The sequence below is a fragment of the Streptomyces sp. NBC_01460 genome, assembly GCF_036227405.1.
Taxonomy (GTDB): Bacteria; Actinomycetota; Actinomycetes; order Streptomycetales; family Streptomycetaceae; genus Streptomyces.
In genome coordinates this window covers 8486273-8510499 of the sequence record NZ_CP109473.1, presented here as the reverse complement: position 1 = coordinate 8510499, position 24227 = coordinate 8486273, and the positions used below count along the sequence as shown (strand labels likewise).

Genomic DNA, 24227 nt, shown 5'->3' with positions numbered 1-24227 from the left:
ACCGCGGCGGGTCACCGGGGACTGCTGCGGTTGAGGGCGGCGCGCACCAGGTCGGCCACGGCCATGGACTTGATGTCCATGACCGGCTCGGCGGCGGCCTCGGCCGGCGCGGGTCCGGACAGCTTCAGCAGTCCGTCGAGCAGTCCTGCCTCGCGCATCCTCGCGACCGGGATCCTGGCGATGAGGTCCCGCACCTCGTCGTCGGGCCGGTGCTCGGCCGGTTCCGGGCCGGAGTCCGGTGCGAGCCGGTCGAGCAGGTGGTCCGCCAGGGCCGTCGGGGTGGCGTAGTCGAAGATGAGGGTGGAGGGCAGGCGCAGTCCGCTGACGGCGTTGAGCCGGTTGCGCAGTTCGACCGCGGCGAGTGAGTCGAAGCCCAGTTCGGTGAAGGCGCGCCGGGGGTCGACGGCCGCGGGACCGTCGTGGCCGAGTACCGCGGCGACCTCGGTGCGGACCGCTTCGAGCACGGTGTGCCCGTGGTCGGCCTCCGGCAGCCCGGCCAGGCGCTCCCCGAGGGTGCGGGTCCGGTCGTCCTGGGCGACGCGGGCGGTGACACCGGCCAGGGTGCGCAGAACGGGGGGTACGTCGTCGCCGCGGCGGCGCAGGGCGGCGTTGTCCAGCCGGACCGGCACCAGGGCGGGGATCCCGGACTCCAGGGCCGCGTCGAACAGTTCCAGTCCCTCGGCCGGGTCGAGCGCGCCGATACCGGACCGTTCGATGCGCTGTACGTCGTCCCGGTCGAGGCCGGCTCCCATGCCGCCGCCGGACCACAGGCCCCAGGCGAGTGAGGTGGCCGGCAGGTTCCGGGCGGCGCGGTGGACGGCCAGGGCGTCGAGGAACGTGTTGGCGGCGGCGTAGTTGCCCTGGCCCGCGGCGTCGATGGTGCCGGCGGCCGAGGAGAACAGCACGAAGTGGGACAGGTCCCGGTCCAGGGTGAGCTGGTGCAGGTGCCAGGCGGCGTCCGCCTTGGGCCGGAGCACGGTGTCCAGGCGCTCGGGGGTGAGGGAGGGCACCAGCCCGTCGTCGAGGACGCCGGCGGTGTGCACGACGCTGTCGACGGGGTGGGCGGCCAGCAGTGCGGCGAGTGCGGCCCGGTCGGCGACGTCGCAGGCGACGAGGTCGGTTCGGGCGCCCAGGGCGGCCAGTTCCTGGGCCAGTCCGGCGGCGCCGGGGGCGGAGGGTCCTCGCCGGCCGGCGAGGACCAGGCGGGTGACGCCGTGCCGGGTGACGAGGTGACGGGCCACCAGGGCGCCGAGTCCTCCGGTGCCGCCGGTGACGAGGACGGTGCCCCAGGGGCGGGCGGGACGCGGTGTGTCCGGATCCGCGGCGCGCGTCAGGCGCGGGGCGTGGGCCCGGCCGTCCCGCCACACCACCTCAGGCTCACCGGAGTCGAGGACGGCGGCCAGCGCGGCACGGTCGGGTACGGGACTGTCGGGCCCGGTCCGGCCGACGAGGACGATCCGGCCCGGGTCCTCGGCCTGCGCGGCCCGCACGAGTCCGTGCACCGCGGCGTCGGTGAGGGTGCCGGCGGTGAGCACCATCAGCACCGAGCCGGCCCACCGCTCGTCGCCCAGCCACTCCTGGACGGTCGCGAGCGTCGCGTCCAGCGTGGTGCGCAGGTCCAGCGGCAGTTGCTCCCCGTCGGTGTGCGGGGCGCGCACCGGGAGGACGACGACCTCGGGCGCGGAACCCTCGATCGCGGTCAGGCCCGGGTGGGCGGGGACGCCGAGGCCGGCGTCGTCCGGGCCGAGCACGGCCCAGGTGCGGCGCTCGGGCCGCCCGGCGGACTCCGGCAGCGGTTCGTCCTCGGTGACGTAGAGGGAACGCGCGCGTCCGGTGAGCCGGTCCGCGGTGACCGGGCGGGTGACGTAGGACTCGACGGTGGCCAGCGGCCTGCCCTCGGTGTCCGTCAGGTCGAGCCGGGTGCCGTCCTCGCCCCGGGTGACGCGGACGCGGGCGGTGAGCGTCCCCCGGCCGTGCGCGGTGACACCGGTCCAGGCGAAGGGGAGGGCGATCGTGCCGGCGGGCGTGTCGTCGCCGGGGCCCTCCTCGGCGAGGGACGTGGCGTGCAGGGCGGAGTCCAGCAGCGCGGGGTGCAGGGTGTGCCGGGCGGCGTCATGCCGTGCGTCTGCGGGCAGTTCCAGCTCGGCCAGGACGGTGTCGCCGAGCCGCCAGGCGGCCCGCACGCCGCGGAAGACGGGGCCGTAGTCGTAGCCCGCGCCGTGCAGGCCGGGATAGAGGCCGTCGGTGTCGAGCGGAACGGCTCCCGGTGGCGGCCAGGCGGCTGCCACGCCGGTTTCGGTGCCGGTGAGAGCGCCGGTGCCGGTGAGGGTGCCGGTCGCGTGCCGCGTCCAGTCCTCGTCCTCGGGGGCGTTCTCGGGCCGGGAGTGGATCTCCACGGAGCCGTCGGGCCGCGCGGCGACCTGGAGGCGTACGGCGCCGTCCCCGGGCAGCGCCAGCGGGGCCTGGAGGGTGAGTTCCTCCAGGACGGGCCGGCCGGTCAGCCGGCCGGCGTGCAGGGCGAGGTCGACCAGGGCGGCGCCGGGTACCAGCACCGAGCCGAGCACGGCGTGCTGGGTGAGCACCGGATGGGTGGCGGTGGAGATCCGTCCCGTGAGCAGCAGTCCGGCGTCACCGGGCAGGTCCAGGCGGGCGCTGACGTACGGGTGGTCGGCGGCGGCGAGACCGTGCCCGGCGGCGTCGCCCCGGGCGGCGGTGGTCGGCAGCCAGTAATGGCGGTGCTCGAAGGCGTAGGTGGGGAGTTCGGTGCGGCGTCCCGTGTATCCGTCGTACAGGACCGACCAGTCGACGTCCGTGCCCCGCGTGTGCACGGCGGCGAGGGCGGCCAGCAGGCCGGGGACCTGGGCGGTGTCCTTGCGGGCCGTGGGGACGAACGCGGTGCCCTCGGCGTCGGCGAGGCAGTCCGGGCCCATGGCCGACAGGACGGGTGCGGCGCCCAGTTCGAGGAAGGTGTCGACGCCCTGTGCGGCCAGCGTCCGGACGGCGTCCGCGAAGCGCACGGTCTGCCGTACGTGCCGCACCCAGTAGTCGGCGGAGCCGAGTTCGGCGGCCGTGGCCTGGACGCCGGTGAGGGTGGAGACGATCGGCAGGGCCGGTTCCGCGGCCGGGAGGGCCGCCATGACCCGGCGGAACTCCTCCAGCATGGGCTCCATGCGGGGCGAGTGGAAGGCGTGCGAGACGCGCAGCCGCCGGGTGGTGGTGAAGTGCGCGGCGACGGCGGTGACGGCGTCCTCCTCCCCGGAGACGACCACGGCGCGCGGGCCGTTGACCGCGGCGATGCCGCACCGTTCGTCCAGCAGCGGCGCCACCTCCTCCTCCGAGGCCTGTACGGCGATCATCGCCCCGCCCGTGGGCAGCGCCTGCATGAGCCGCCCGCGTGCGGCGACGGCGGCCACGGCGTCCTGCAGCGACCAGACCCCTGCGACGTGCGCGGCGGCGAACTCGCCGACGGAGTGGCCGGCCAGCCAGGCGGGCCGGACCCCGAAGGACTCCAGCAGGCGGTAGAGGGCGACCTGAGTGGTGAACAGGGCTGCCTGGGTGTAGGCGGTCTGCTCCAGTACGTCGGGGTGGTCGCCGAGGACCACCTCGGCGAGCGGCCGTTCCAGGTGCTTGGCGAAGAGTTCGGCCACGCGGTCGAAGTGTTCGGCGTAGACCGGGTAGGTGTCGTACCAGTCGCGGCCCATGCCGGTCCGCTGGGCGCCCTGTCCGGAGAACAGGTGGGCGAGGGTGCCGTCGGTGGCGGCTCCGGTGACGAGCAGGCCGGGCGCCTCGTGTCCGCGGGCCAGGGCCTCCAGGGCTTCGGCGGTCCGCAGCTCGTCGGCGGCCAGGACGACCGCGCGGTGCGGGTGGGTGCCGCGGGTGGTGGCGAGGGCCAGGCCGAGGTCCGCGGGCGCCGTGCCGGTCAGGTCGCGCAGCCGGGCGGCCTGGCCGCGCAGTGCCTCCGGCGAGCGTGCGGAGACCGCGAGGGCGAGTACGGGCGGCACGGTGGCCGGGCCGGGCTCCTCGGTCTCCGGATCGCCGTCGGTGAACTCCTCAAGGATGACGTGGGCGTTGGTGCCGCTGATCCCGAAGGAGGAGACCCCGGCGCGGCGCGGACGGTCCGGGGCCCTCCAGGGCCGCTCGTCGGTGAGGAGCCGCACCGCGCCCGCCGTCCAGTCCACCTGGGGCGAGGGCGCGTCGACGTGGAGGGTGCGCGGCAGGGTGCCGTGCCGCATCGCCATGACCATCTTGATGATGCCGGCCACCCCTGCGGCGGCCTGGGTGTGGCCCATGTTGGACTTGACGGAGCCCAGCCACAGCGGCTGGTCGTCGGGCCGCTCCTGTCCGTAGGTGGCCAGCAGGGCCTGGGCCTCGATCGGGTCGCCGAGCGTGGTGCCGGTGCCGTGCGCCTCGACCGCGTCGACGTCGGCGGGGGTGAGCCCGGCGGCGCTCAGCGCGGCCCGGATCACGCGCTGCTGGGAGGGGCCGTTGGGAGCGGTCAGCCCGTTGGAGGCCCCGTCGGAGTTGACGGCGGAGCCGCGCACCGTGGCCAGGACCCGGTGGCCGTTGCGGCGGGCGTCCGAGAGGCGCTCGACGACGAGCATGCCGACGCCCTCGCCCCAGCCGGTGCCGTCGGCGGCCGCGGCGAACGACTTGCAGCGGCCGTCGGCGGCCAGGCCGCGCTGCCGGGCGAAGTCGACGAAGGTGTCGGGGGTCGACATGACGGTGACGCCGCCCACCAGGGCGAGATCGCACTCTCCCTGCCGCAGGGCCTGCGCGGCCAGGTGCAGGGTGACCAGCGAGGAGGAGCAGGCGGTGTCGACGGTGACGGCCGGGCCCTCCAGGCCGAGCGCGTAGGCGACCCGGCCGGAGACGACGCTGCCCAGACTGCCGTTGCCGAGGTAGGCGGCGAGGTCGTCGGGGACCTCGGTCAGCCAGGTCCCGTAGTCGTGGTACATGACGCCCGCGAACACGCCGGTGCGTGAGCCGCGCAGAGCCGCCGGGTCGATGGCGGAGCGCTCCAGGGCCTCCCAGGAGACCTCGAGGAGCAGGCGCTGCTGCGGGTCCATGGCGGTGGCCTCGCGCGGGCCGATGCCGAAGAAGCCGGGGTCGAAGTCGGCCGCGTCGTAGAGGAAGGCGCCCTCGCGGGTGTAGGTGCGGCCGGGGGTGCCGGGCTCGGGATCGTACAGGCTGTCGGTGTCCCAGCCACGGTCGGAGGGGAAGTCCCCGACCGTGTCGACGCCTTCGGCGACCAGCCGCCACAGGTCCTCCGGGGAGCGGACGCCGCCGGGGTAGCGGCAGCCCATGCCGACGATGACGACGGGGTCGTCGCCGTCGGCGGGGCGCGGTCCGGCGGCGGGCTCGCCGGCCGGCCGCGAGGCGCCGAACAGGGCGTCCCGGATGTGCTGGGCGAGAGCGTGCGAGGTGGGGTGGTCGAAGACGAGGGTGGCGGGCAGACGCAGTCCGGTGACGGTGTTGAGCCGGTTGCGCAGTTCGACGGCCGCCAGGGAGTCGAAGCCCAGCTCGGTGAAGGCCCGCCCGGGGTCGATGGCGGACGGGGAGTCGTGACGCAGGACCGCGGCCACCTCGGTGCGGACCAGGTCCAGCAGGGCGCGTTCCCGGTCGGCGGCGGGCAGTTGCGCCGCCCCGCGCTCCTGGTGGGGCGCCGTGTGGGCGGCGGCCCGGCGGGTGACGGGACGGACGAGAGCACTGAGCAGCGGCGGAGGGCCGTCGGGGCGGCGGCGTACGGCGGCGGCGTCGATCTCCACGGGGACGAGGTGGGGGCTGCCGGAACGGACGGCGGCATCGAAGAGCCGCAGGGAGTGCTCGGCGGACAGCCCGGGGACGCCGTACGCGGCCACTCGTTCCAGGGCGGCGGCGTCCAGCGAGGCGCCCATACCGGTGCCGGTCGCCCACAGGCTCCAGGCGAGGGCCGTGGCGGGCAGTCCGTGCGCCTCCCGGTGTGCGGCGAGGGCGTCCAGATAGGCGTTGGCGGCGGCGTAGTTGCCCTGGCCCGGTCCGTCGAGGACGGCGGCGAGCGAGGAGAACAGCACGAAGTGGGACAGGTTCCGGTCGAGGGTGAGTTCGTGCAGGTGCCAGGCGCCGGCGGCCTTGGCGTGGAAGACCTCGTCGATCATGTCCTCGGTGAGGCTCTCGACGATGCCGTCGCGCACGGTGCCCGCGGCGTGGACGACGGAGTCGACCGGGTGCCGGGCAAGCAGGTCGCGCAGCGCCTCCCGGTCGCCGACGTCGCAGGCGGCGACGGTCACGTCGGCGCCCAGCCCGGTCAGCTCGGCGTGCAGTTCGGGAGCGTGCCCCCGGCGGCCGGCGAGGACCAGCCGGCGCACGCCGTGGGCGCGCACCAGGTGGCGGGCGAGCAGGGCTCCGATCCCACCGGTGCCGCCGGTGATCAGGACCGTGCCCCAGTCGGCGGCCGGCCGGGGTGCGGTGGTCGCTTCGGCGGTCAGCCGCGGCACGGCGAACCGGCCTTCGGCGAGGGAGATTTCGGGTTCCCCGGTGGCGAGCACCTGGCGCAGCTCGGCCTCGGAGGGCAGGCCGTCGTGCTCGACGAGGACGTAGCGGCCGGGGTTCTCGGCCTGTGCCGAGCGGACCAGGCCGCGTACCGCGGCGTGGGCGGGGCTGCCTGGTCCGGTGACGAGGACGAGGCGGGTGCCGGCCGCCCGTTCGTCCGACTGCCAGCTCTGCAGCAGGCGCAGGGTGCCCAGGACGTGGGCGCGCGCGTCGGCGGCGTCGGGGCCCGCCGGGCCGGCCGGGCGGTACACCACGGCGTCCGGCGCGGGGGCGGCGAGCAGCGCGCCCACGGCACGGGCGAGGGGGTCCTCGGCGGGATCGGCGTGCGGCGGTCCTTCCGGGCGGGGGACGCCGTCGAGGACGGCGGTGCGCAGGGGCGCGGTGGTCAGCGGCCTGGGGTACGACGACCAGCGCACGGAGTACAGGACGTCGTCGTCCGGTACGGGCAGGGAGGTCATGGCCTCGATGTCGGCGACGGGGGCGCCAGCGGTGTCCGCGAGGTGCAGACCGATGGTGTCCCCGTCGCCACGGGTGATCCGTACGCGCAGGGCCGAGGCGCCGGTGGTGTGCAGGCGGACACCGGTCCAGGCGAACGGCAGGAGCACCTCTCCGCGCGGCGGGGCGTCGAGGTCGGCGGCGTGCAGCGCGGCGTCCAGCAGCGCGGGGTGGAGCCCGAAGCGCGCGGCGTCGGCGGTGGCGTCCTCGGGCAGGGCGACCTCGGCGAGGACGTGCTCGCCGTGCCGCCAGGCGGCGCGCAGGCCCTGGAAGACGGGGCCGTAGGCGTAGCCCTGGCCGGCGAGGTCCGCGTAGACCTCCGTGGTGTCCAGGGGTTCGGCGTCCGGCGGCGGCCATGCGCCCGGCTCGGTGCGGGCGGCCGGCGGGGCGGTGTCGGTGAGCACCCCGGCCGCGTGCCGGGTCCAGGGCGCGTCCTCGTCGGCGCGCGAGTGGACGGTGACGGTACGGCGACCGGTGTCGTCGGGTTCCCCGACGGCCACCTGGACGGCGACATCCTCGTCCGGGGCGAGCACCAGCGGGGAGCCGAGGGTGAGTTCCTCCAGGTCGGTGGCGCCGACGTGGTCGCCGGCCCGCAGGGCGAGTTCGACGAAGGCGGTCCCCGGCATCAGCACGCGGCCCGCGATCACATGGTCCGCGAGCCAGGGGTGGGTACGGGTGGAGAGGCGCCCGGTCAGGACGACGCCCTCCGCGCCGACCGCGACCACGGCCGCCAGCAGCGGGTGTCCGGCCGCGATCTGCCCTAGGCCGGACGCGTCGGCGGAGGTGCCGGGTTCCAGCCAGAAGCGGCGCCGCTGGAAGGGGTAGCCGGGCAGCTCGACGCGGCGGGCGTCCTGGCCGGCGTGGTGCCGTGCCCAGTCGACGGGGACGCCTCGGGCGTGGGCCGTGGCGAGCGCGCTGACGGCCTCGCGGGCCTCGGGCCGCCCACGCCGCAGCACCGGCAGGAAGGCGGTGCCGGGCGCGTCCGTGCAGTCCGGTCCCATGGCGGTCAGCACCGCGTCGGGGCCGATCTCCAGGAACGTCCGGACGCCGGCGTCGGCGAGCCACCGCACGGCGTCGTGGAAGCGGACCCTGGCGCGGACGTGTTCCACCCAGTACTCGGGGTCGCACAGTTCACGGCCGACGGGGCCGCCCGTCACGGTGGACACGATCGGCACGGTGGGTTCGGCGTAGTCCAGCACGTGTGCGACCCGGCGGAACTCGGCCAGCATCGGTTCCATCAGCGGTGAGTGGAAGGCGTGGCTGACGCGCAGGCGCTTGGTGTCGTGCCCGCGGGCGGAGAGTTCGCCGGCGACGCGCTCCACGTCGTCCAGGTCACCGGAGATCACGACGGAGGCGGGGCCGTTCACGGCGGCGATGCCGGTGTGCTCGGTGAGCAGCGGCGCGACGTCGCTCTCACCGGCGCGGACCGCAACCATGGCACCGCCCTCGGGCAGCGCCTGCATGAGCCGGCCGCGGGCGGCCACGAGGATCGTGGCGTCCTGCAGAGTGAGAACCCCGGCGACGTGCGCGGCGGCGATCTCGCCGACGGAGTGCCCGGCCAGGTGGTCGGGGCGCATCCCCCAGCTCTCCAGCAGGCGGTGGAGGGCGACTTCGACGGCGAACAGAGCCGGCTGCGCGTACTCGGTGCGGTGCAGCAGTTCCGCGTCGGGTGTGCCCGGCGCGGCGAACAGGACGCTCTTGAGGGGCTGGGGGAGCTGGAGGTCGAAGTGGGCGCAGACGTCGTCGAGTGCGTCGGCGAACGCGGGGTACGCGGCGGCGAGTTCGCGGCCCATGCCGGGGCGCTGACTGCCCTGCCCGGTGAACAGGAAGCCGAGTTCGCCGCCCGCCCGCCCGGTGGCGGGGGTGCTGCCCGAGGCCACGCCGGTGAGCGCCTCCCGCAGCTCGGCCCGGTCGGCGGCGACGAGGACGGCCCGGTCGGGCAGGGCCGCCCGGGTGGTGGCCAGGGCGTGGGCGAGGTCGGCCGGTTCCGTGGCGTCGGCGAGGGACAGCAGGTCGGCCGCGCGGGCCCGCAGGGCGGCTTCACCGCGGGCGGACAGCGGGAAGACGAGCGGGACCGTGGCGGCTCCGGGGGCGTGGGTGGCCTCCCTCCCGGGGGTGGTGCGCGCTGCCTCCGTGTCCGGGTCCCGGACACCGTCCGCGTCCTCGGCCCGGTCCCCCGCGTCCGGCTGTTCCAGGATGACGTGTGCGTTGGTGCCGCTGACCCCGAAGGAGGAGACGCCCGCCCGGCGGGGGCGGCCGGTCCGCGGCCAGGGCCTCGGCTCGGTGACGAGTTCCACGCTGCCGGACGCCCAGTCGGCGTGCGGGGTGGGGGCGTCGACGTGCAGGGTCGCGGGCACCTGACCGTGACGCATGGCGAGGACGGCCTTGATCACGCCGGCCACACCCGCGGCGGCCTGGGTGTGACCCAGGTTGGACTTGACCGAGCCGAGCAGCAGAGGTGCCCCGGCGGGGCGGCCCTGCCCGTAGGTGGCCAGGAGCGCGGTCGCCTCGATGGGGTCGCCGAGGCGGGTGCCCGTTCCGTGCGCCTCCACCACGTCGACGTCGGCGGGACCGAGCCCGGCGACGGCCAGCGCCCGGCGGATCAGCTTCTGCTGCGCCGTTCCGCTGGGAGCGGTGAGCCCGTTGGAGGCACCGTCCTGGTTGACGGCGGAGGACCGGACGACGGCGAGCACCTGATGGCCGTTGCGGCGGGCCTCGGAGAGCCGCTCCAGGACGAGGACGCCGACGCCCTCCGCGAAGCCCGTGCCGTCCGCGGCGGCGGAGAACGCCTTGCAGCGGCCGTCCGCGGACAGCCCCCGCTGCCTGCTGAAGGCGGTGAAGACGCCCGGCCCGCCCATCACGGCCACCCCGCCGGCCAGCGCCAGCGACGACTCGCCCTGCAGCAGCGAGCGGCATGCCAGGTGGACGGCGACCAGGGAGGCGGAGCAGGCGGTGTCGACGGTGACCGCCGGTCCCTCGGTGCCCAGCACGTAGGCCACCCGGCCGGAGATGACGCTGGAGGCGTTGCCTGCCAGCAGGTGGGCGTCGAGTCCGTCCGGCGCGTCGTGCAGACGCGGACCGTACTCCTGCACCTCGGCCCCGAAGAACATGCCGGCCGCGGTGCGTCGCAGCGTGGTGGGGTCGATGCCGGCGTCCTCCAGGGCCAGCCAGGAGGTCTCCAGTACCAGCCGCTGCTGGGGGTCCATGGCCAGCGACTCACGCGGGCTGATGCCGAAGAACTCGGCATCGAACTCGGTGGCCGTGTCCAGGAACCCGCCGGTGCGGGCGTAGGAGCTGCCGGGGACGTCCGGGTCCTCGTCGAAGAGCTGCTTCAGGTCCCAGCCACGGTCCTGGGGGAAGCCCGAGAGCACCTCGCCGCCGTCGGCGAGCAGACGCCACAGGTCGGCCGGCGTCTCGATGCCGCCGGGGAAGCGGCAGCCGATGCCGACGATCGCCACGGGCTCGTCGGCGGGGCCGTCACCGGCCGGCTCCGGCGGAGCGTCGTCCGCGGCCCGGTTCCCCGCCAGCAGCCGGTCGGCCAGGTCCCGCACGGTGGGGCAGTCGTAGGCGAGGCCGACCGGCAGGTCGAGGCCCGTCCGCTCGGTCAGCCTCCGGTGCAGGTCCACCGCCGCGAGCGAGTCGAGTCCCTGGTCCGCCAGCGGTGCGGAGGGGTCCAGGGTCTGCGAGGTGCCCGGCCGGGCCGCATCGACCGCCTCGGTCACGGCGGTGCGCACCAGATCCGTCACCAGCCTGCGGTGCTGCGTCGGTGCGGCCTCGGCGAGCAGTCGCGCCAGGGCTGATTCGGATCCGGGCCCGTTCATCCACGCATCTCCACTTTCGACCGACACCGTTTCCCACCTTTTTTTCTCACCGTAATGACGACCCCGGAAAGGCCACACCCTTAGGCACCCCTAGGGGCCGGGCCGGGCGAATCACCCGCCTGCGCGGGGGCGTTGCGGTCGAACGAACGCCGGACGAAGGACAGGGAATCCAGCAGTTCCGTCGAGGTGACCGTGTGGGCCGGACGGGCGTCGGTGACGCCGGCCAGCGGCATCTTTCCCACGTCCGACCAGCGCAGCCGGCCGTCCTCGGCGATGTAACTCCGGCTCAGTCCGGCGTTGTCCGGATGCAGGCAGTAGGGCACGTCCAGCCGGCCCTCGGCGAACGCCTTCAGCAGTGCGGTGCCGAGGTCGTCGTCCATGTTCAGCACCCCGTCGACCAGCGCGTACGCCTCGGCGTACGTCTCTGTCCCGACGCCCTCCAAAGGGTCCGGCTCGGTGCGCGCGGCGACCACGGCGGCGTACTCCAGTGCGGCCACGTTCTCGGCCACCGACGGGATGCGCCGGGATTCCGCGACGGTTTTCACGATGAGGCGCTCGGAACCGCTCTCGACCGCCAGTTCGGCGGCCTGCGCGAGCAGTCGACGGGCGCCGTACTCGGTTTCCGGGAACAATCCCATGTAGGCATAGACGACCACGTGCCATTCGGTGTCCGCGAGGAACCGCGCGCACAGACTGCGCAACGCGGCGACCGCTTCGGAGTCCTGACGCCGATTCGTCTGCTGGGCGTAACTCACCGAAATGCTCCGGATTCCGTGCCGGCGGAAGAACAGCGCCTCGAGCACGCTGACCGCCACCAGCAGGCCGGGCGGGCAGAGCTGGCCGAGCAGACACCCCCCGAAGGTCTCCAGGTGCGGTTCGGTGCCGGTCGCGCGGAGCGCGGCGAGCAGTTCGCAGGATTCCGTCCAGTGGGCGACGGACTCCCGCAGAGGAACCCTGCCGTAGGGGAGGCAGTAGGAGACGGGCCCGCCCTCCGAGGCGTCGAGCCCCACGGACAACAGCGCCCGGAAGATGTGCTGGGGCGCTGCCGAACCGTGCCGCACCTGCACCGGGAACCCCGGGCCGTGGATCCGGTCGAGGACCCGGCGGGTGGTGGCCGTCTCGTGACTCACCAGCGGATAGCCGTTGAGGTCGGCTCCCTCGAGGACGGCGAGCTGAGCGGACTCCAGGTCACCGACCCGGGTGTAGCTGTCCAGGGTGAGGGTCCCGACGGTCGTCGCGTCGGCGTCCCGGGTGGCGAGCAGCCCCGCCCGCATGCGCTGCGGGCTGCTCATCCCCATCCGGGGCTGCACCACCAGCCGGCCGGCGTCGTGGGCCCGGCGCACGAACCCTCCGAACCCGGCACCGGTCACACCAGGGCCCGCTGGGGCAGCGCGTCGAGCATCCGCCGGAAGGTGGCGACGCCTTCGGAGGTGTCGTCGAACACCGCGTCGTAGCCGGCGGCACGCAGCGCGGCCGACTCCTTCTCACCGCAGGGTCCGGCGACCCCGAGCTTGCCGCCGATGACGGCGGGCACGGCGGTGAGGCCGGGGTGTTCGCGCATCCGGGTGACCGTGCGCATGCCGTCGTGGTAACCGTGCCCGTTGACGCTGCTGATCACGATGAGCGCGGGGTCCTGTGCCAGGGCCGCGCCCATCAGCAGGTCCTCGGGCACGCAGGGGCCGAGGTTGACCACACGGTGGCCGTGTTCCTCGATGAGGAGCTGGAGGTAGACCAGGTTCCAGGTGTGCGAGTCGGAGATGCCGCCCGCCACGAGCACGGGCTGCTCGCCGGGGGTGGGGGTGAGGCGGTTGCTCATCACAGGGCCTGTCCGTGTTCGTAGGTTCGGGTGTGTTCGATGCGGGAGACGGAGACGAGTTCCTCGCCGCGGACGACGATCTCCGCGGGGGCGGGCCTGCCGAGGAACATCAGGAGGCTGGCGGTGGGCCCGTACGACCCGGCGTTGGGGACGGTCAGCAGGTCGCCGGGGGCCGGGTCGGACAGCGGAACCTGCCGTCCGAGCAGGTCGCCGGGCGTGCACAGCGGTCCGGCGAGGTGGGCCGGCACGCCGTCCGTGCCGACGGACTCGTGCGGTTCGACGGAGACCGGCAGGATGCGGCCGAGACCGGACATGCCGCCGAAGGTGTTGATGCCCGCGTCCAGGACGACGTAGCGGGTGCCACGGCTGTCCTTGACGTTGACGACGGAGGTGAGCAGGGTGCCGCTGTCGGAGACCAGGTACCGTCCCGACTCGCAGGCGATGCGCGGGGCGCCGTCCCGCCAGCCGGGGAAGTGCTCGTCGAGCGACGTGGCCAGGGCGTCGCGCAGTTCGCCGTAGACAGGCCGCCGTCCCTGGACCGCGTACGGTGCGGCGAAGCCGCCGCCGAGGTCGACGATGCGGAAGGTGACGCCCAGTTCCCGCTGGAGGGCGGCGGCGGTGGCGATGGTGTGCAGGAACTCGGCGATGAGGCTCGCCTCGTCCTTGGCGTTGCTCAGCGGGAAGAAGTGCAGTCCCGCCAGGTTGGTGCCGGGTACGTCCCGCAGTTCGGCGGCGAGGCCGGGCAGGGTCTCGCCGTCGAACCCGAACTGCGAGGGCACCCCGGTCATACGGATGCTGGTGGCCGCGGCTCCCGTGGCGTTGTTGACCCGGATCAGGCAGTCGGCGGTGATGCCGAGCCGGACGGCGGCCTCACCGACGTGCCGCAGATCGCCGGGCGACTCCACGGAGAAGGTCCGCACGCCCCGGGTCATGGCCTCGGCCAGCTCCTCGGCCGTCTTGCCGGGGCCGGTGTACAGGATCTCGGTGCCCTGGAAGCCGGCCCGCAGGACGGCGTCGAGTTCCCCGACGGAGCTGATCTCCGCGTGGCAGACGCGGGGGCCGCCCGCCCGCATCTCGCGCAGGATCTCGGGGTGCGGGTTGGCCTTGGCCGCGTAGTACACGGCGATCTCGTCGGGCAGCGCGGCGAACAGTTCGTCCCGCGCCGCCGCAACCCGGTCCAGGTCGTAGACGTACGAGGGGGTGCCGAAGCGCCGGGCGAGGTCGGTGGTGCCGGTCACGGCGTGGTTCCTTCCAGAAGGCTGACGAGCTGCTTGCGGTCGTGCTTGCCGTGCGCGGTCAGCGGCAGTTCGCCGACGACACGGCTGACGCCCGGCACCTTGGCGGGCTCCAGCCGGAGGGACAGCTCCCTGAGAAGCACGTGCGGGTCGATGTCGCCCTCGGCGAACACCGCGAGGTCGCGGCCGGGGGCGGGCGGCAGGACCGCGGCGGCGCGGACACCGGGTACGTCCGCGGCCGCGGCCTCGATCTCGGTGGTGCTCATACGAACGCCCTTGTGCTTGAACATGTCGTCCCGCCGGCCCTCGTAGTAGAGGAACCCGTCCTCGTCGACGTGTCCGAAGTCGCCGGTGTGCAGCCGCAGTCCGCCGTCGGGAGCGGGGCGGAAGGCGCGTGCGGTCTGCTCCGGCGCGCGCCAGTAGCCGGGCATGACATGGGGGCCCTCGACGACGATCTCCCCGGTCTGCCGGGGCGGCAGCCGGTTGCCCTCGACGTCCACGGCGAAGGCCCTGGTGCCGGGCAGCGGGCGGCCGACCGACTCGGGCCGGGCGTCCTGCTGGTCGGGCGGCAGGACGGAGACGCGCTTGCACTCGGTCTGGCCGAACTGGATGACCACCTCGGATCCGGGGAAGGCCGCGCGGAGCCCGTCGGCGGTGGCCTTCGGCAGCGCGGCCCCGGTGTTGGTGAACATGCGGACGGTGGAGTCCTGCCGCGGTTCGCGTGCGGCCAGCGCGCAGATCATGGTGGCCAGGGACGGCACGACGGGGACGACGGTGGCCCCGGTCTCCCGGATGCGGCGCAGCAGCACCAGGTCGGAATCGCCGTCGGCGAGCACGAGTTCGCTGCGGCCGGCCGCCGTGAGCAGCACCTTGTAGAGGCCGTAGTCCCACGAGATGGGGAAGCGGCAGAAGACCACGTCGTCGGGTCGGTAGCCGAGTTCGAGGTTGATGGCCTCGGTCGCGAAGACCATCCGGCCGTGCGGGCAGACGACGGCCTTGGGGGCCGCCGTGGAGCCGGAGGTGTAGACGAGGACGGCGAGGTCGTCGCTGTGGACGGGGGCGCCGTCGCCCCGGGCCTCCTTGTCGCGCAGGTCGGTGACCGCCTGCCACACCTCTTCCAGACCGAGGACGGGGACCGGATCGGCGAGCGCGGAGATACGGGAGACGGCGGGATCGGCGACGATGACCAGCGACGGCTCCGCGTTCCCGACGACGGCCTCGAGGTGAAAGTCCTTCATACCGGTGTTGACGGGGACGAGGACGGCCCCGCGGCGCGCGGTGCCGTACAGCAGCGCCACCAGCTCGCGGGTGCTGGCCAGTTGCACCAGGACCCGGTCACCGTGGCCGACGCCCTGGGCCTGGAGCCACGCGTCGACGGCGTGGCTCCAGGCGGTGAGCTCCTGGTAGGTCCATCGCCCGATGCCGTCGGCGACCGCCGGCGCGTCAGGGTGCTCGGCGGTGGCCTCGTCGAGCAGGTCGTGCACCCGGGCATCGGTGCGGGCCTGTGTTGTCGGTCGACCGTTCACTGCGACTCCTGCCGTCCTTCGGTCCTGCTCCCGGCTCCGGCGTACTGCTCACGCAGGGTCGTGGCGCGGGAGGTGAGCTTCCTGCGGTCGGTCTTACGGTTGGGATTGAGCGGGAGCGCGCTCAGGTGGTGGTAGGCCCGGGGGACGACCGCGGCCGGCAACAGTTCCCGCAGATGACGGGCGAGCCGGGCGGGCGGCACCGGGTCGCCGGTGTGGAAGACGGCGAGCTCGACCGTGCCGTCCACGGGGACGGCGACGGTCGCGGCGTCCTCCACGCCGGGGCACGCGCGCACCGCTGCGTCGACCTCGGCCAGTTCCATCCGTATGCCGTGCACCTGGACCTGGGCGTCCTGGCGGCCGAGGTACAGCCAGGCGTCGCCTCCGGCGCGGCGGACCCGGTCCCCGGTGCGGTAGTAGCGCAGGCCGTCCCGCTCCAGGAAGCGTCCGGTGTCGTCGGCCGGGTCGAGGTAGCCGGGGGTCAGCTGTGGTCCGGCGATGCACAGTTCGCCCTCGCCGGTGGTGCTCGGCGAGCCCGCGTCGTCCAGCAGCAGCACCGGGTGGCCGTCGTGCACGGCCCCGATCGGCACCATGCCGTGCAGGTGCCGGCTCCCCGGCACCCAGCGGTGGGCGGTGATGGTGACGGTCAGCTCGGTCGGCCCGTACAGGTTCTCCAGCACCGTGCCGGGAGCCGCCACCGTCCAGTCGTCGGCGTCCCGGCAGCTGAGCGCTTCCCCCGCGAAGAAGCTCCGGCGCAGCGAGGACAGCGCACCGGGTGCGAGTCCGCCGGTGCGCCGCACCAGGGTGATCGCGCTGGGTGTGGAGAACCACACGGTCACACCCTGCTCCGCCACGAACTCGGGCAGGCGCGCGTACGCCCGCGCCGGGACCGGCACGACGGTGGCTCCGGCGCCCCAGGCGCAGAACAGGTCGAACACGGCGCAGTCGAAGTTGAGGTCGAAGGTCTGCGAGAAGACGTCCTCGGGACCGAAGTCGTACCGCTCGTCGAGCAGGGAGAAGTAGTACGCGGTGTTGGCGTGGGTGACCGGCACACCCTTGGGGCGCCCGGTGGAGCCGGAGGTGAACAGCACGTAGGCGATGCCGTCCGGGCGGGCGGGCATCGGCGCCTTCAGCACACTGTCGGGGTCGACGGTGAGCGCCGGCATCGGCTGGCCGCCGGGGGCGAACAGGGTGGGCAGGGTGACGCCGTTCTCGTGCAGCGCGGTCAGCGCCGGCAGGGCGTCGTCGTCGGCGAGCAGGGCTCCCACACCGGCGGCCTCGATCATCTGCCTGGTGCGGGCGGCGGGAAAGGCCGGCTGCAGGGGGACGACGGTGACCCCGCTGTAGAGGCCTGCCAGCAGGCTCGTGTACGCCGACGGGCCCTTGCCGGCGAGCACGCCCACGGCGGGCGGCCGGTCGGGGAACCCGGCCAGCAGGGAGCCGGCGAGCAGGAGGGCCCGCTCGTGGAGCTCGCGGTAGGTGAGGGCGGCGCCGTCGGCCCGCAGCGCGGGCCGGTCGGGCGCCAGGGCCAGCCCGCGCAGGAACCGTCCGGACAGGGCTCCGTCCATGGTGAGGTCCAAGGGATCCGTCCCGTCAGCTCTTGGCGCGCAGGCGCATGCCCTCGACGGTCTCCCACAGCACTCCCGCGCTGCGGAAGGTGTCCATGGTCAGCGCGCTGTCACGGAAGCGCACCTGGTACGCCTCCTCCAGCGTGCCGAGCAGCTGGACCGTGCCCAGCGAGTCCAGACCGAGGTCCTTCAGCTCGACGTCGGCGGTCAGCGGTTCCTGCGGGGGCAGGAACGGCAGGAAGGTGCGGAGTATTTCTTCGAACTGTTCGTCCCACATGGGGGTGCCTCCTGCGGTCAGGGCGGATGGACGGGTCAGGCGGCGCGCGGACGGCGCCGGGGGGTCATCGCCAGGCGGGGATGCGCGGCGACGACCTCGAAGGTGCGGATGGTGCGGGGAACCCGGCCGAAGAGGCTGTCGGGTCCGGCGACGCACATCCGCCGGACTCCGGCGTCACGCAACGCCGTGGTGACGCTCGGCCAGTTCATGGGGTGGTCGAAGCTGTCGAGGAGCATGGTGCGCAGTTCCTCACCGGTGTGCAGCAGCCTGCCGTCCTGGTCGGCGACGACCGGCAGTGCGGGATCGGCGAAGGTGTAGCGGGAGATGACCTCGCGTTCCGCCTTGGCGCGCAGCGGCGCGAACGCCGACGCGTGCATGGGCGGCCGCATGGTGTAGAGGGGAAGGCTGCCGATGCCGCGCAGCCGCTCCCTCATCCACTCCACACGGCGTTCGGCCAGGGAGACCATCCAGAAGCCGTCGTCGATGTGGCAGGAGATCTCGTGCCACTCCCCGGCGTCGTCGAGTTCGGCGAGGATCGCGTCCAGCTCCTCGCGCGGGGCGCGGACGAAGGACAGGGTGACGATGTCCCGGTGGTGGTCGGCGAAGTACTCCTCGAGGCACCGCGCGATCCCGGCGGTGAGCCGGATCGCGTCGGGCAGGTCGAGGGCGCCGGTGTAGGCGAGGGCCGCCTTCTCCCCGAAGCTGGGGCCGGCCACGACGTCGGGGGCGATGTCCAGGTGCTCGCGGGCCCAGTAGGCACTGGCCAGGCAGTTCACGAAGAACGCGACCTGGGCGGCCTCCGAGTAGTCGCCCTCGGCGCTCCGGTAGGTGTCCACCAGCGAGTAGCCGAGGACGTCGTCGGCGACGGCGACCAGCTCCCGGGCCCGGGGGCTGGCGACCATGAAGCGGCCCACCTCGGCGAACGGGACGGGTCCCATACCGGGGAAGACGAGAGCGGTGTCGTACGCCATGGCGGTGTCCCCGCCCCCTTTCACAGTGGTGCGCGACGCCCGTGCGGCGGCGCGGAGTGTCACAGGCCGGCGAGGAAGTCGGTGAGCACCTCGAAGAACCGGTCAGGTTCCTCCAGGTGCGGCAGGTGGCTGGACTCCTCGAAGATCTCCCAGCGGGCCCCGGGGACGCGGTCCATGTAGGGCTGGACGACGGCCGGGGTGGCCTCGTCATGGCGTCCGCTCAGGAGCAGGGTGGGCGTGCGGATGGTGTCCAGCTCGTCGACGATCGACCAGTCCTTGAGGGAGCCGATCACGTGGAACTCGGTGGGCCCGTTCATCGCGTAGTAGACCGTCGGGTCGTTGTAGATCTCCATGAAGGAGGAGAGGAAGTCCCGGGGCCACGGGGTGAGGCGGCACACGTGGCGGTCGTAGAAGACACGCATCGCGGCCAGGTACTCCTCGGTGTCGTACGTGCCGGCCGTCTCGTGCCGCACCAGGGTCTCCTGCACGTCCGGCGGCAGGGAGGCCCGCAGCCGGGCCATCTCCTCCAGCCAGATGGGGTACGAGGCGGGCGCGTTGGCGACGACCAGGCCGCGCAGACCCGGCGGACGGCCCATCGCGTGCCGGGCACACAGCGGGCCGCCCCAGGACTGGCCGAACAGGACGTAGTCCTCCGCGATGCCCAGTTCCCTCACGAGGTTGTCGAGTTCGTCGAGGAACAGGTCGACCGTCCAGAAGTCCGGTGCGCTGTCCGGCAGATGGGTGGAGCCGCCGTTGCCCAACTGGTCGTAGTGGACGACCGGCCAGCCGTCCTCGGCCAGGCCGGCCAGCGGCAGCAGGTAGTCGTGCGTGCTGCCGGGTCCCCCGTGTACGACGACGACCGCAGGGCGGCCCGTACCGAGTTCGCCGGTCACCCGGTACCAGGTCCGGTACTCCCCGAAGGGAACGGTGCCCTTGACACTGGGTACGAGACCCTGCGCACGGGGTTTCGGGGCCACGCTGATCACCTCTACTCGGCTGCGGAGTGGGGCGGCCGTCCGGTCAGGGAGATCCGGCCGGGACCGCGGAGCGTGGTGGCGCCGGGCGACAACGGTGCTTCCGCCGTGGTCCGCAGCCGACGCTAACCGTCGCCCTGACGTTCGACGGACCCCTAACCGCCCCTAGTGGTAGGGGGAGTGACGAGGGCCACGGCCGCACCCCACAGGGGCCCGTGCCGCTAGGGGCGCGTAGGGGTGGGCCGCCCCCTGCCGCGCTCCCTAGCGTGCGGGAAACGGCCGGCGGACCGCGCCGGCGCCGAGCCCGGGGCCTCCCCCGGGTGAACGGCGCGTCCCGCTCCCTCCCGTGCGAAGAGGACACCATGACTGCACCTGCCGAAGCGGCCGACCAGAGCGCCCTACCGGAGTTCCCGATGCGCCGGGCCTGCCCCTTCAGTCCGCCCGCCGCCTACACCGGACTGCGCGAGAACGAACCGGTCTCGCGGGCGCGGCTGAAGGTGAACGGCAAGCCGACCTGGCTGGTCACCCGCCACGACCTGTACAAGAAGCTGCTCGGCGACCCGCGGGTGAGCGCCAACCTGAAGCTGCCCGGCTACCCGCTCCAGGTGCCGGTGCCGGAGGAGACGCTCCAGTCGGTTCCGCTCACCTTCCTGTCCATGGACCCGCCCGACCACACGGTGCAACGTCGCATGCTGGCGCCGGAGTTCAGCGTGCGCCGCATGCGCGAACTGCGCGCCCGGGTGCAGCAGCTCGTGGACCAGCAGATCGACGACATGCTCGCCAAGGGCTGCGACAGTCCGGTGGATCTCGTCACGGCCCTCGCGCTGCCGGTGCCGTCCCTGGTGATCTGCGAACTGCTCGGCGTCCCCTACGAGGACCACGCCCGGTTCGAGCAGTGGGCGTGGGCCATCATGAACCACGAGGTCAGCGACGAGGAACGGGGCATCGCCCACTACGAACTGGACCGCTACGTCGACGGGCTGGTCACCGCCAAGGAGAGCGAGCCCGGCGACGACATGATCAGCCGGCTGATCGAGTTCAACCGGGAGACCCCGGCGGTGGAGCACTCGGACATCGTCAGCATGTCCAAGCTGATGCTGGTCACCGGTCACGAGACCACCGCGAACATGATCGCACTGGGTGTGCTGGCCCTGCTGGAGCACCCGGACCAGCTCGCCGACGTGCGCGAGGATCCCGGCCTGATGCCGCGCGCGGTCGAGGAACTGCTGCGGCTGTTCTCCATCTCGGACGCCGGCACGGCACGCGTGGCCATGGAGGACATCGAGCTGGGGGATGTCACCATCCGCGCGGGTGACGGCATCCTGCCGCTGAACAACGCCGCCAACCACGACGAGGCCGTCTTCCCCGACGCGGACCGGCTGGACGTGCGCCGAGAGGCCCGCAGCCATGTGGCCTTCGGGTACGGCGTCCATCAGTGCGTCGGCCAGAACCTGGCCCGGATGGAGCTCGACGTCGTCTACTCCACGCTGCTGCGCCGGGTGCCGACGCTGCGGCTGGCCACGCCGGCCGAGGAACTGCGGTTCAAGGACGACGCCATCGTCTGGGGCCTGTACGAGCTGCCCGTCACCTGGTGACGCCGCACACCCGGCCGCGCACCCCTTTCCCCACCGTTCCGTCCGAGAGGCAGCCATGACCCAGTCCGCCGACCCGGCGCCCGACACGGCCTCGCCGCATCCCCAGTTCCCGATGCGACGTGCCTGCCCGTTCAGCGAGCCGGGCGAGTACGCCGAACTGCGCGCGAAGGAGCCCGTGTCCCGCGCCTCGCTCAAGGTGAACGGCAAGCCGACCTGGCTGGTGACCCGGCACGAGCACGTCAAGCAGGTGCTCGGCGATCCGCGGGTGAGCAGCAACCTCAAGCGTCCCGGCTACCCGCACCAGTTCCACATCTCCGAGGAGATGCTGGCCCATGTCCGGCTGATGATGCTGTCCATGGACCCGCCGGACCACACCGCGCAACGCCGCATGTTGATAACGGAGTTCACGGCGCGGCGGGTCAAGGAGATGCGACCGCGGATCCAGCAGATCGTCGACGAGCGCATCGACGCCATGCTGGCCGCGGACGGCCCGGTGGACCTGGTCGCGGCCCTCGCCCTGCCGGTGCCGTCCCTTACCATCTGCGAACTGCTCGGCGTCCCCTACGAGGACCACGCCCGGTTCGAGGAGTGGTCGGCGGCCATGATGAACCACGACCTCGGCCCCGAGGAGTACGGGGCGGCGGTGCAGGCCCTGGACATGTACCTCGACGAGCTGGTCACTCTCAAGGAGACCGAGCCGGGCGACGACCTGATCAGCCGGTTCCTGGAGAAGAACCGCGCCGAGCAGGCCGCCGACCACACCGACGTGGTGACCATGGCCCGGATGATGCTGGTGGGCGGCCACGAGACGACGGCCAACATGATCGCGCTCGGGGTGCTGGCGCTGCTGGAACACCCGGACCACCTGGCGGAGCTGCGGGCGGACGACACCTTGCTGCCGAACGCGATCGAGGAGCTGCTGCGCGTCTTCTCCATCTCGGACTCGGGAACCGCCCGTGTCGCCGTCGAGGACATCGAGGTGGGCGGTGTCACCATCCGCGCCGGTGAGGGCATCCTCGCGCTGAACAACGCCGCCGACCACGACGAGGCGGTCTTCGCGGACCCCGGCACCCTCGACTTCCACCGCAAGGAGGCGCGCGGTCACCTCGCCTTCGGGTACGGGATCCACCAGTGCATGGGCGCCAACCTCGCCCGGGCGGAGCTGGAGATCGTGTACGGCACCCTGCTGCGCCGCGTCCCGGGCCTCCGGCTGGCCGTGCCGGCGGAGGAACTCCGTTTCAAGGACGACGCCATGGTCTACGGCGTCTACGAACTGCCCGTCACCTGGTGACGGCCGAACCGATCGGAATCCCTGTCATGCGTATCACCACGGACCACGACCGGTGCGTGGGCGCCGGCCAGTGCGCGATGCTCAGCCCGGAGGTCTTCGACCAGGACGACGACGGTCTCGTCGTCGTCCTCCAGGACAGGCCCGCGGCGGAGCTGCTGGACGACGTGCACCGTGCGGCGGAACTGTGCCCGTCACGGTCCATCCACGTCACCGGCTGAACCGTCCGCGCTCGCGGCCCCTCCCGTACGGGCCGGGCGCCCGGGCCAACGTACGGGAGGGGCGGCGTCGTCCACCCCCGCACGACGACGACAACGGAGGACGTGAACCCGTGGTGACGAACCGACCTCGCTCCTCCGAATCCGGACTGCCCATCGAACCGGTCCACGGGCCCGGCGCCCGGGCGGGCTGGGACCCGGCCGAGAAGCTGGGCGCCCCGGGTGCCTACCCCTTCACGCGCGGCGTGTACCCCTCGATGTACACGGGCCGGCCGTGGACGATGCGGCAGTACGCCGGTTTCGGTACCGCCACCGAGTCCAACGCCCGCTACAAGCAGCTGATCGCCAACGGCACCACGGGCCTGTCCGTCGCGTTCGACCTGCCGACCCAGATGGGGCACGACTCGGACGCCCCCATCGCCTCCGGCGAGGTCGGCAAGGTCGGTGTGGCGATCGACTCGATCGACGACATGCGCGTCCTGTTCGGCGGGATCCCGCTGGGCGAGGTCTCGACCTCGATGACCATCAACGCCCCCGCCGCGCTCCTCCTGCTCCTCTACCAACTGGTCGCCGAGGAGCAGGGCGTGCCGGCGGAGAGGCTGACGGGCACGATCCAGAACGACGTGCTCAAGGAGTACATCGCCCGGGGCACGTACATCTTCCCGCCCAAGCCCTCGCTGCGGCTGATCGCCGACATCTTCAAGTACTGCCGGGCCGAGATCCCGAAGTGGAACACCATCTCGATCTCCGGCTACCACATGGCGGAGGCGGGGGCCTCGCCCGCGCAGGAGATCGCGTTCACCCTCGCGGACGGCATCGAGTACGTGCGCACCGCCGTGGCGGCCGGCATGGACGTGGACGACTTCGCGCCGCGGCTCTCCTTCTTCTTCGTCGCCCGTACGACGATCCTCGAAGAGGTCGCCAAGTTCCGTGCCGCGCGCCGGATCTGGGCCCGGGTGATGAAGGAGGAGTTCGGAGCGGAGAACCCCAAGTCGCTGATGCTGCGCTTCCACACCCAGACCGCCGGCGTCCAGCTGACCGCCCAGCAGCCGGAGGTCAACCTGGTCCGGGTCGCCGTCCAGGGACTGGGCGCGGTCCTCGGGGGCACCCAGTCGCTCCACACCAACTCCTTCGACGAGGCCATCGCCCTGCCGACCGACAAGTCGGCCCGGCTCGCACTGCGGACCCAGCAGGTCCTGGCGTACGAGACGGACGTGACGGCCACCGTCGACCCCTTCGCGGGGTCCTATGCCATCGAGAGGATGACCGACGACGTCGAAGGCGCGGCCCTGGAACTGATGCGGAAGATCGAGGACCTCGGTGGGGCCGTCGGGGCCATCGAGCACGGCTTCCAGAAGCGGGAGATCGAGGACAACGCCTACCGCATCGCGAAGGAGACCGACTCAGGCGAGCGGGTAGTCGTCGGTGTCAACCGCTTCCAGCTCGACGAGGAGGAGCCCTACGAACCACTCCGCGTCGACCCTTCCATCGAGACCCAGCAGGCGGAACGCCTCGCCAAACTCCGCGCCTGGCGGGACCAGGACCGGGTGGACCGCCACCTGGCCGACGTGCAGAAGGCCGCGGCCGGGGACGACAGCGTGCTGTACCCGATGAAGGAAGCGCTGTCCGTCGGGGCGACCGTGGGCGAGGTGTGCGACGCGTTGCGCGAGATCTGGGGCACCTACACTCCCGGCGACCTCTTCTGACCGGCCCATCGGCCGGACCGCCCCCGGATCAGCTCGCCGGCGCCACCGGCCCGGAGGGCACCTTCACCTCCGGGCCGTCTCCGGCCGGGGGCCTGCGAGGGACTCGGCTTGCTGAAGCAAGAGGGGGAACCTCTGCTCATAGGGATCCTGCTTCCTTGAGTCGATCAGCAACGAACCACCCCGACGGGCGTCTACGAGGCGTTCACCGCACC

At 73.2% G+C, this 24227-nt stretch carries 13 protein-coding genes; 4 read left to right on the top strand and 9 right to left on the bottom strand.

The features are described 5' to 3' along the window. Positions 1 to 11: 11 nt before the first annotated feature. The 9 genes from OG488_RS38040 to OG488_RS38000 all read right to left on the bottom strand — a co-directional run bounded on the left by OG488_RS38040 (position 12) and on the right by OG488_RS38000 (position 19211). Complete coding sequence (locus OG488_RS38040; protein ID WP_329238099.1) at positions 12 to 10844, bottom strand: type I polyketide synthase; 10833 nt, start codon at positions 10842 to 10844, stop codon at positions 12 to 14. A gap of 80 nt (positions 10845 to 10924) precedes the next feature. Then, positions 10925 to 12214: a methylaspartate mutase gene (locus tag OG488_RS38035; protein ID WP_329238096.1), complete on the bottom strand. Its 1290-nt coding sequence runs from the start codon at positions 12212 to 12214 to the stop codon at positions 10925 to 10927. Beyond that, positions 12211 to 12660 carry a cobalamin B12-binding domain-containing protein gene (locus OG488_RS38030; protein WP_329238093.1) on the bottom strand — a complete coding sequence of 150 codons (450 nt, stop codon included), beginning with the start codon at positions 12658 to 12660 and terminating at the stop codon, positions 12211 to 12213. The genes OG488_RS38035 and OG488_RS38030 overlap by 4 nt, the downstream gene beginning before the upstream one ends. Beyond that, positions 12660 to 13898: a type III PLP-dependent enzyme gene (locus OG488_RS38025; RefSeq protein WP_329238091.1), complete on the bottom strand. Its 1239-nt coding sequence runs from the start codon at positions 13896 to 13898 to the stop codon at positions 12660 to 12662. The genes OG488_RS38030 and OG488_RS38025 overlap by 1 nt, the downstream gene beginning before the upstream one ends. Continuing rightward, positions 13895 to 15421: an AMP-binding protein gene (locus OG488_RS38020; RefSeq protein WP_329238088.1), complete on the bottom strand. Its 1527-nt coding sequence runs from the start codon at positions 15419 to 15421 to the stop codon at positions 13895 to 13897. The genes OG488_RS38025 and OG488_RS38020 overlap by 4 nt, the downstream gene beginning before the upstream one ends. Further along, positions 15418 to 16986, bottom strand: a complete 1569-nt coding sequence (locus OG488_RS38015) for an AMP-binding protein (protein ID WP_329238085.1) — start codon at positions 16984 to 16986, stop codon at positions 15418 to 15420. The genes OG488_RS38020 and OG488_RS38015 overlap by 4 nt, the downstream gene beginning before the upstream one ends. Before the next feature lie 25 nt (positions 16987 to 17011). Beyond that, complete coding sequence (locus OG488_RS38010; protein WP_329238082.1) at positions 17012 to 17263, bottom strand: phosphopantetheine-binding protein; 252 nt, start codon at positions 17261 to 17263, stop codon at positions 17012 to 17014. 35 nt (positions 17264 to 17298) lie between these two features. After that, positions 17299 to 18234: an ACP S-malonyltransferase gene (locus tag OG488_RS38005; protein ID WP_329238079.1), complete on the bottom strand. Its 936-nt coding sequence runs from the start codon at positions 18232 to 18234 to the stop codon at positions 17299 to 17301. A gap of 59 nt (positions 18235 to 18293) precedes the next feature. After that, the gene (locus tag OG488_RS38000) at positions 18294 to 19211 is read right to left on the bottom strand and encodes a proline iminopeptidase-family hydrolase (RefSeq protein ID WP_329238076.1); all 918 of its coding nucleotides are present in this window, start codon (positions 19209 to 19211) and stop codon (positions 18294 to 18296) included. Between the two features lie 359 nt (positions 19212 to 19570). Here OG488_RS38000 and OG488_RS37995 point away from each other — a divergent pair, with 359 nt between their 5' ends. The 4 genes from OG488_RS37995 to OG488_RS37980 all read left to right on the top strand — a co-directional run bounded on the left by OG488_RS37995 (position 19571) and on the right by OG488_RS37980 (position 24015). Then, a complete protein-coding gene (locus OG488_RS37995) occupies positions 19571 to 20803 on the top strand; it encodes a cytochrome P450 (RefSeq protein WP_329238073.1) in 1233 nt (410 codons plus the stop codon). A gap of 55 nt (positions 20804 to 20858) precedes the next feature. After that, a complete protein-coding gene (locus OG488_RS37990; protein ID WP_329238071.1) occupies positions 20859 to 22094 on the top strand; it encodes a cytochrome P450 in 1236 nt (411 codons plus the stop codon). 26 nt (positions 22095 to 22120) lie between these two features. Then, positions 22121 to 22312 (top strand): ferredoxin, encoded by a 192-nt coding sequence (locus OG488_RS37985; RefSeq protein ID WP_329238069.1) that lies wholly within the window; start codon positions 22121 to 22123, stop codon positions 22310 to 22312. A gap of 110 nt (positions 22313 to 22422) precedes the next feature. After that, on the top strand, positions 22423 to 24015 hold the full coding sequence (locus tag OG488_RS37980; protein ID WP_405689535.1) for an acyl-CoA mutase large subunit family protein: 1593 nt from the start codon (positions 22423 to 22425) through the stop codon (positions 24013 to 24015). Positions 24016 to 24227 lie beyond the last annotated feature (212 nt).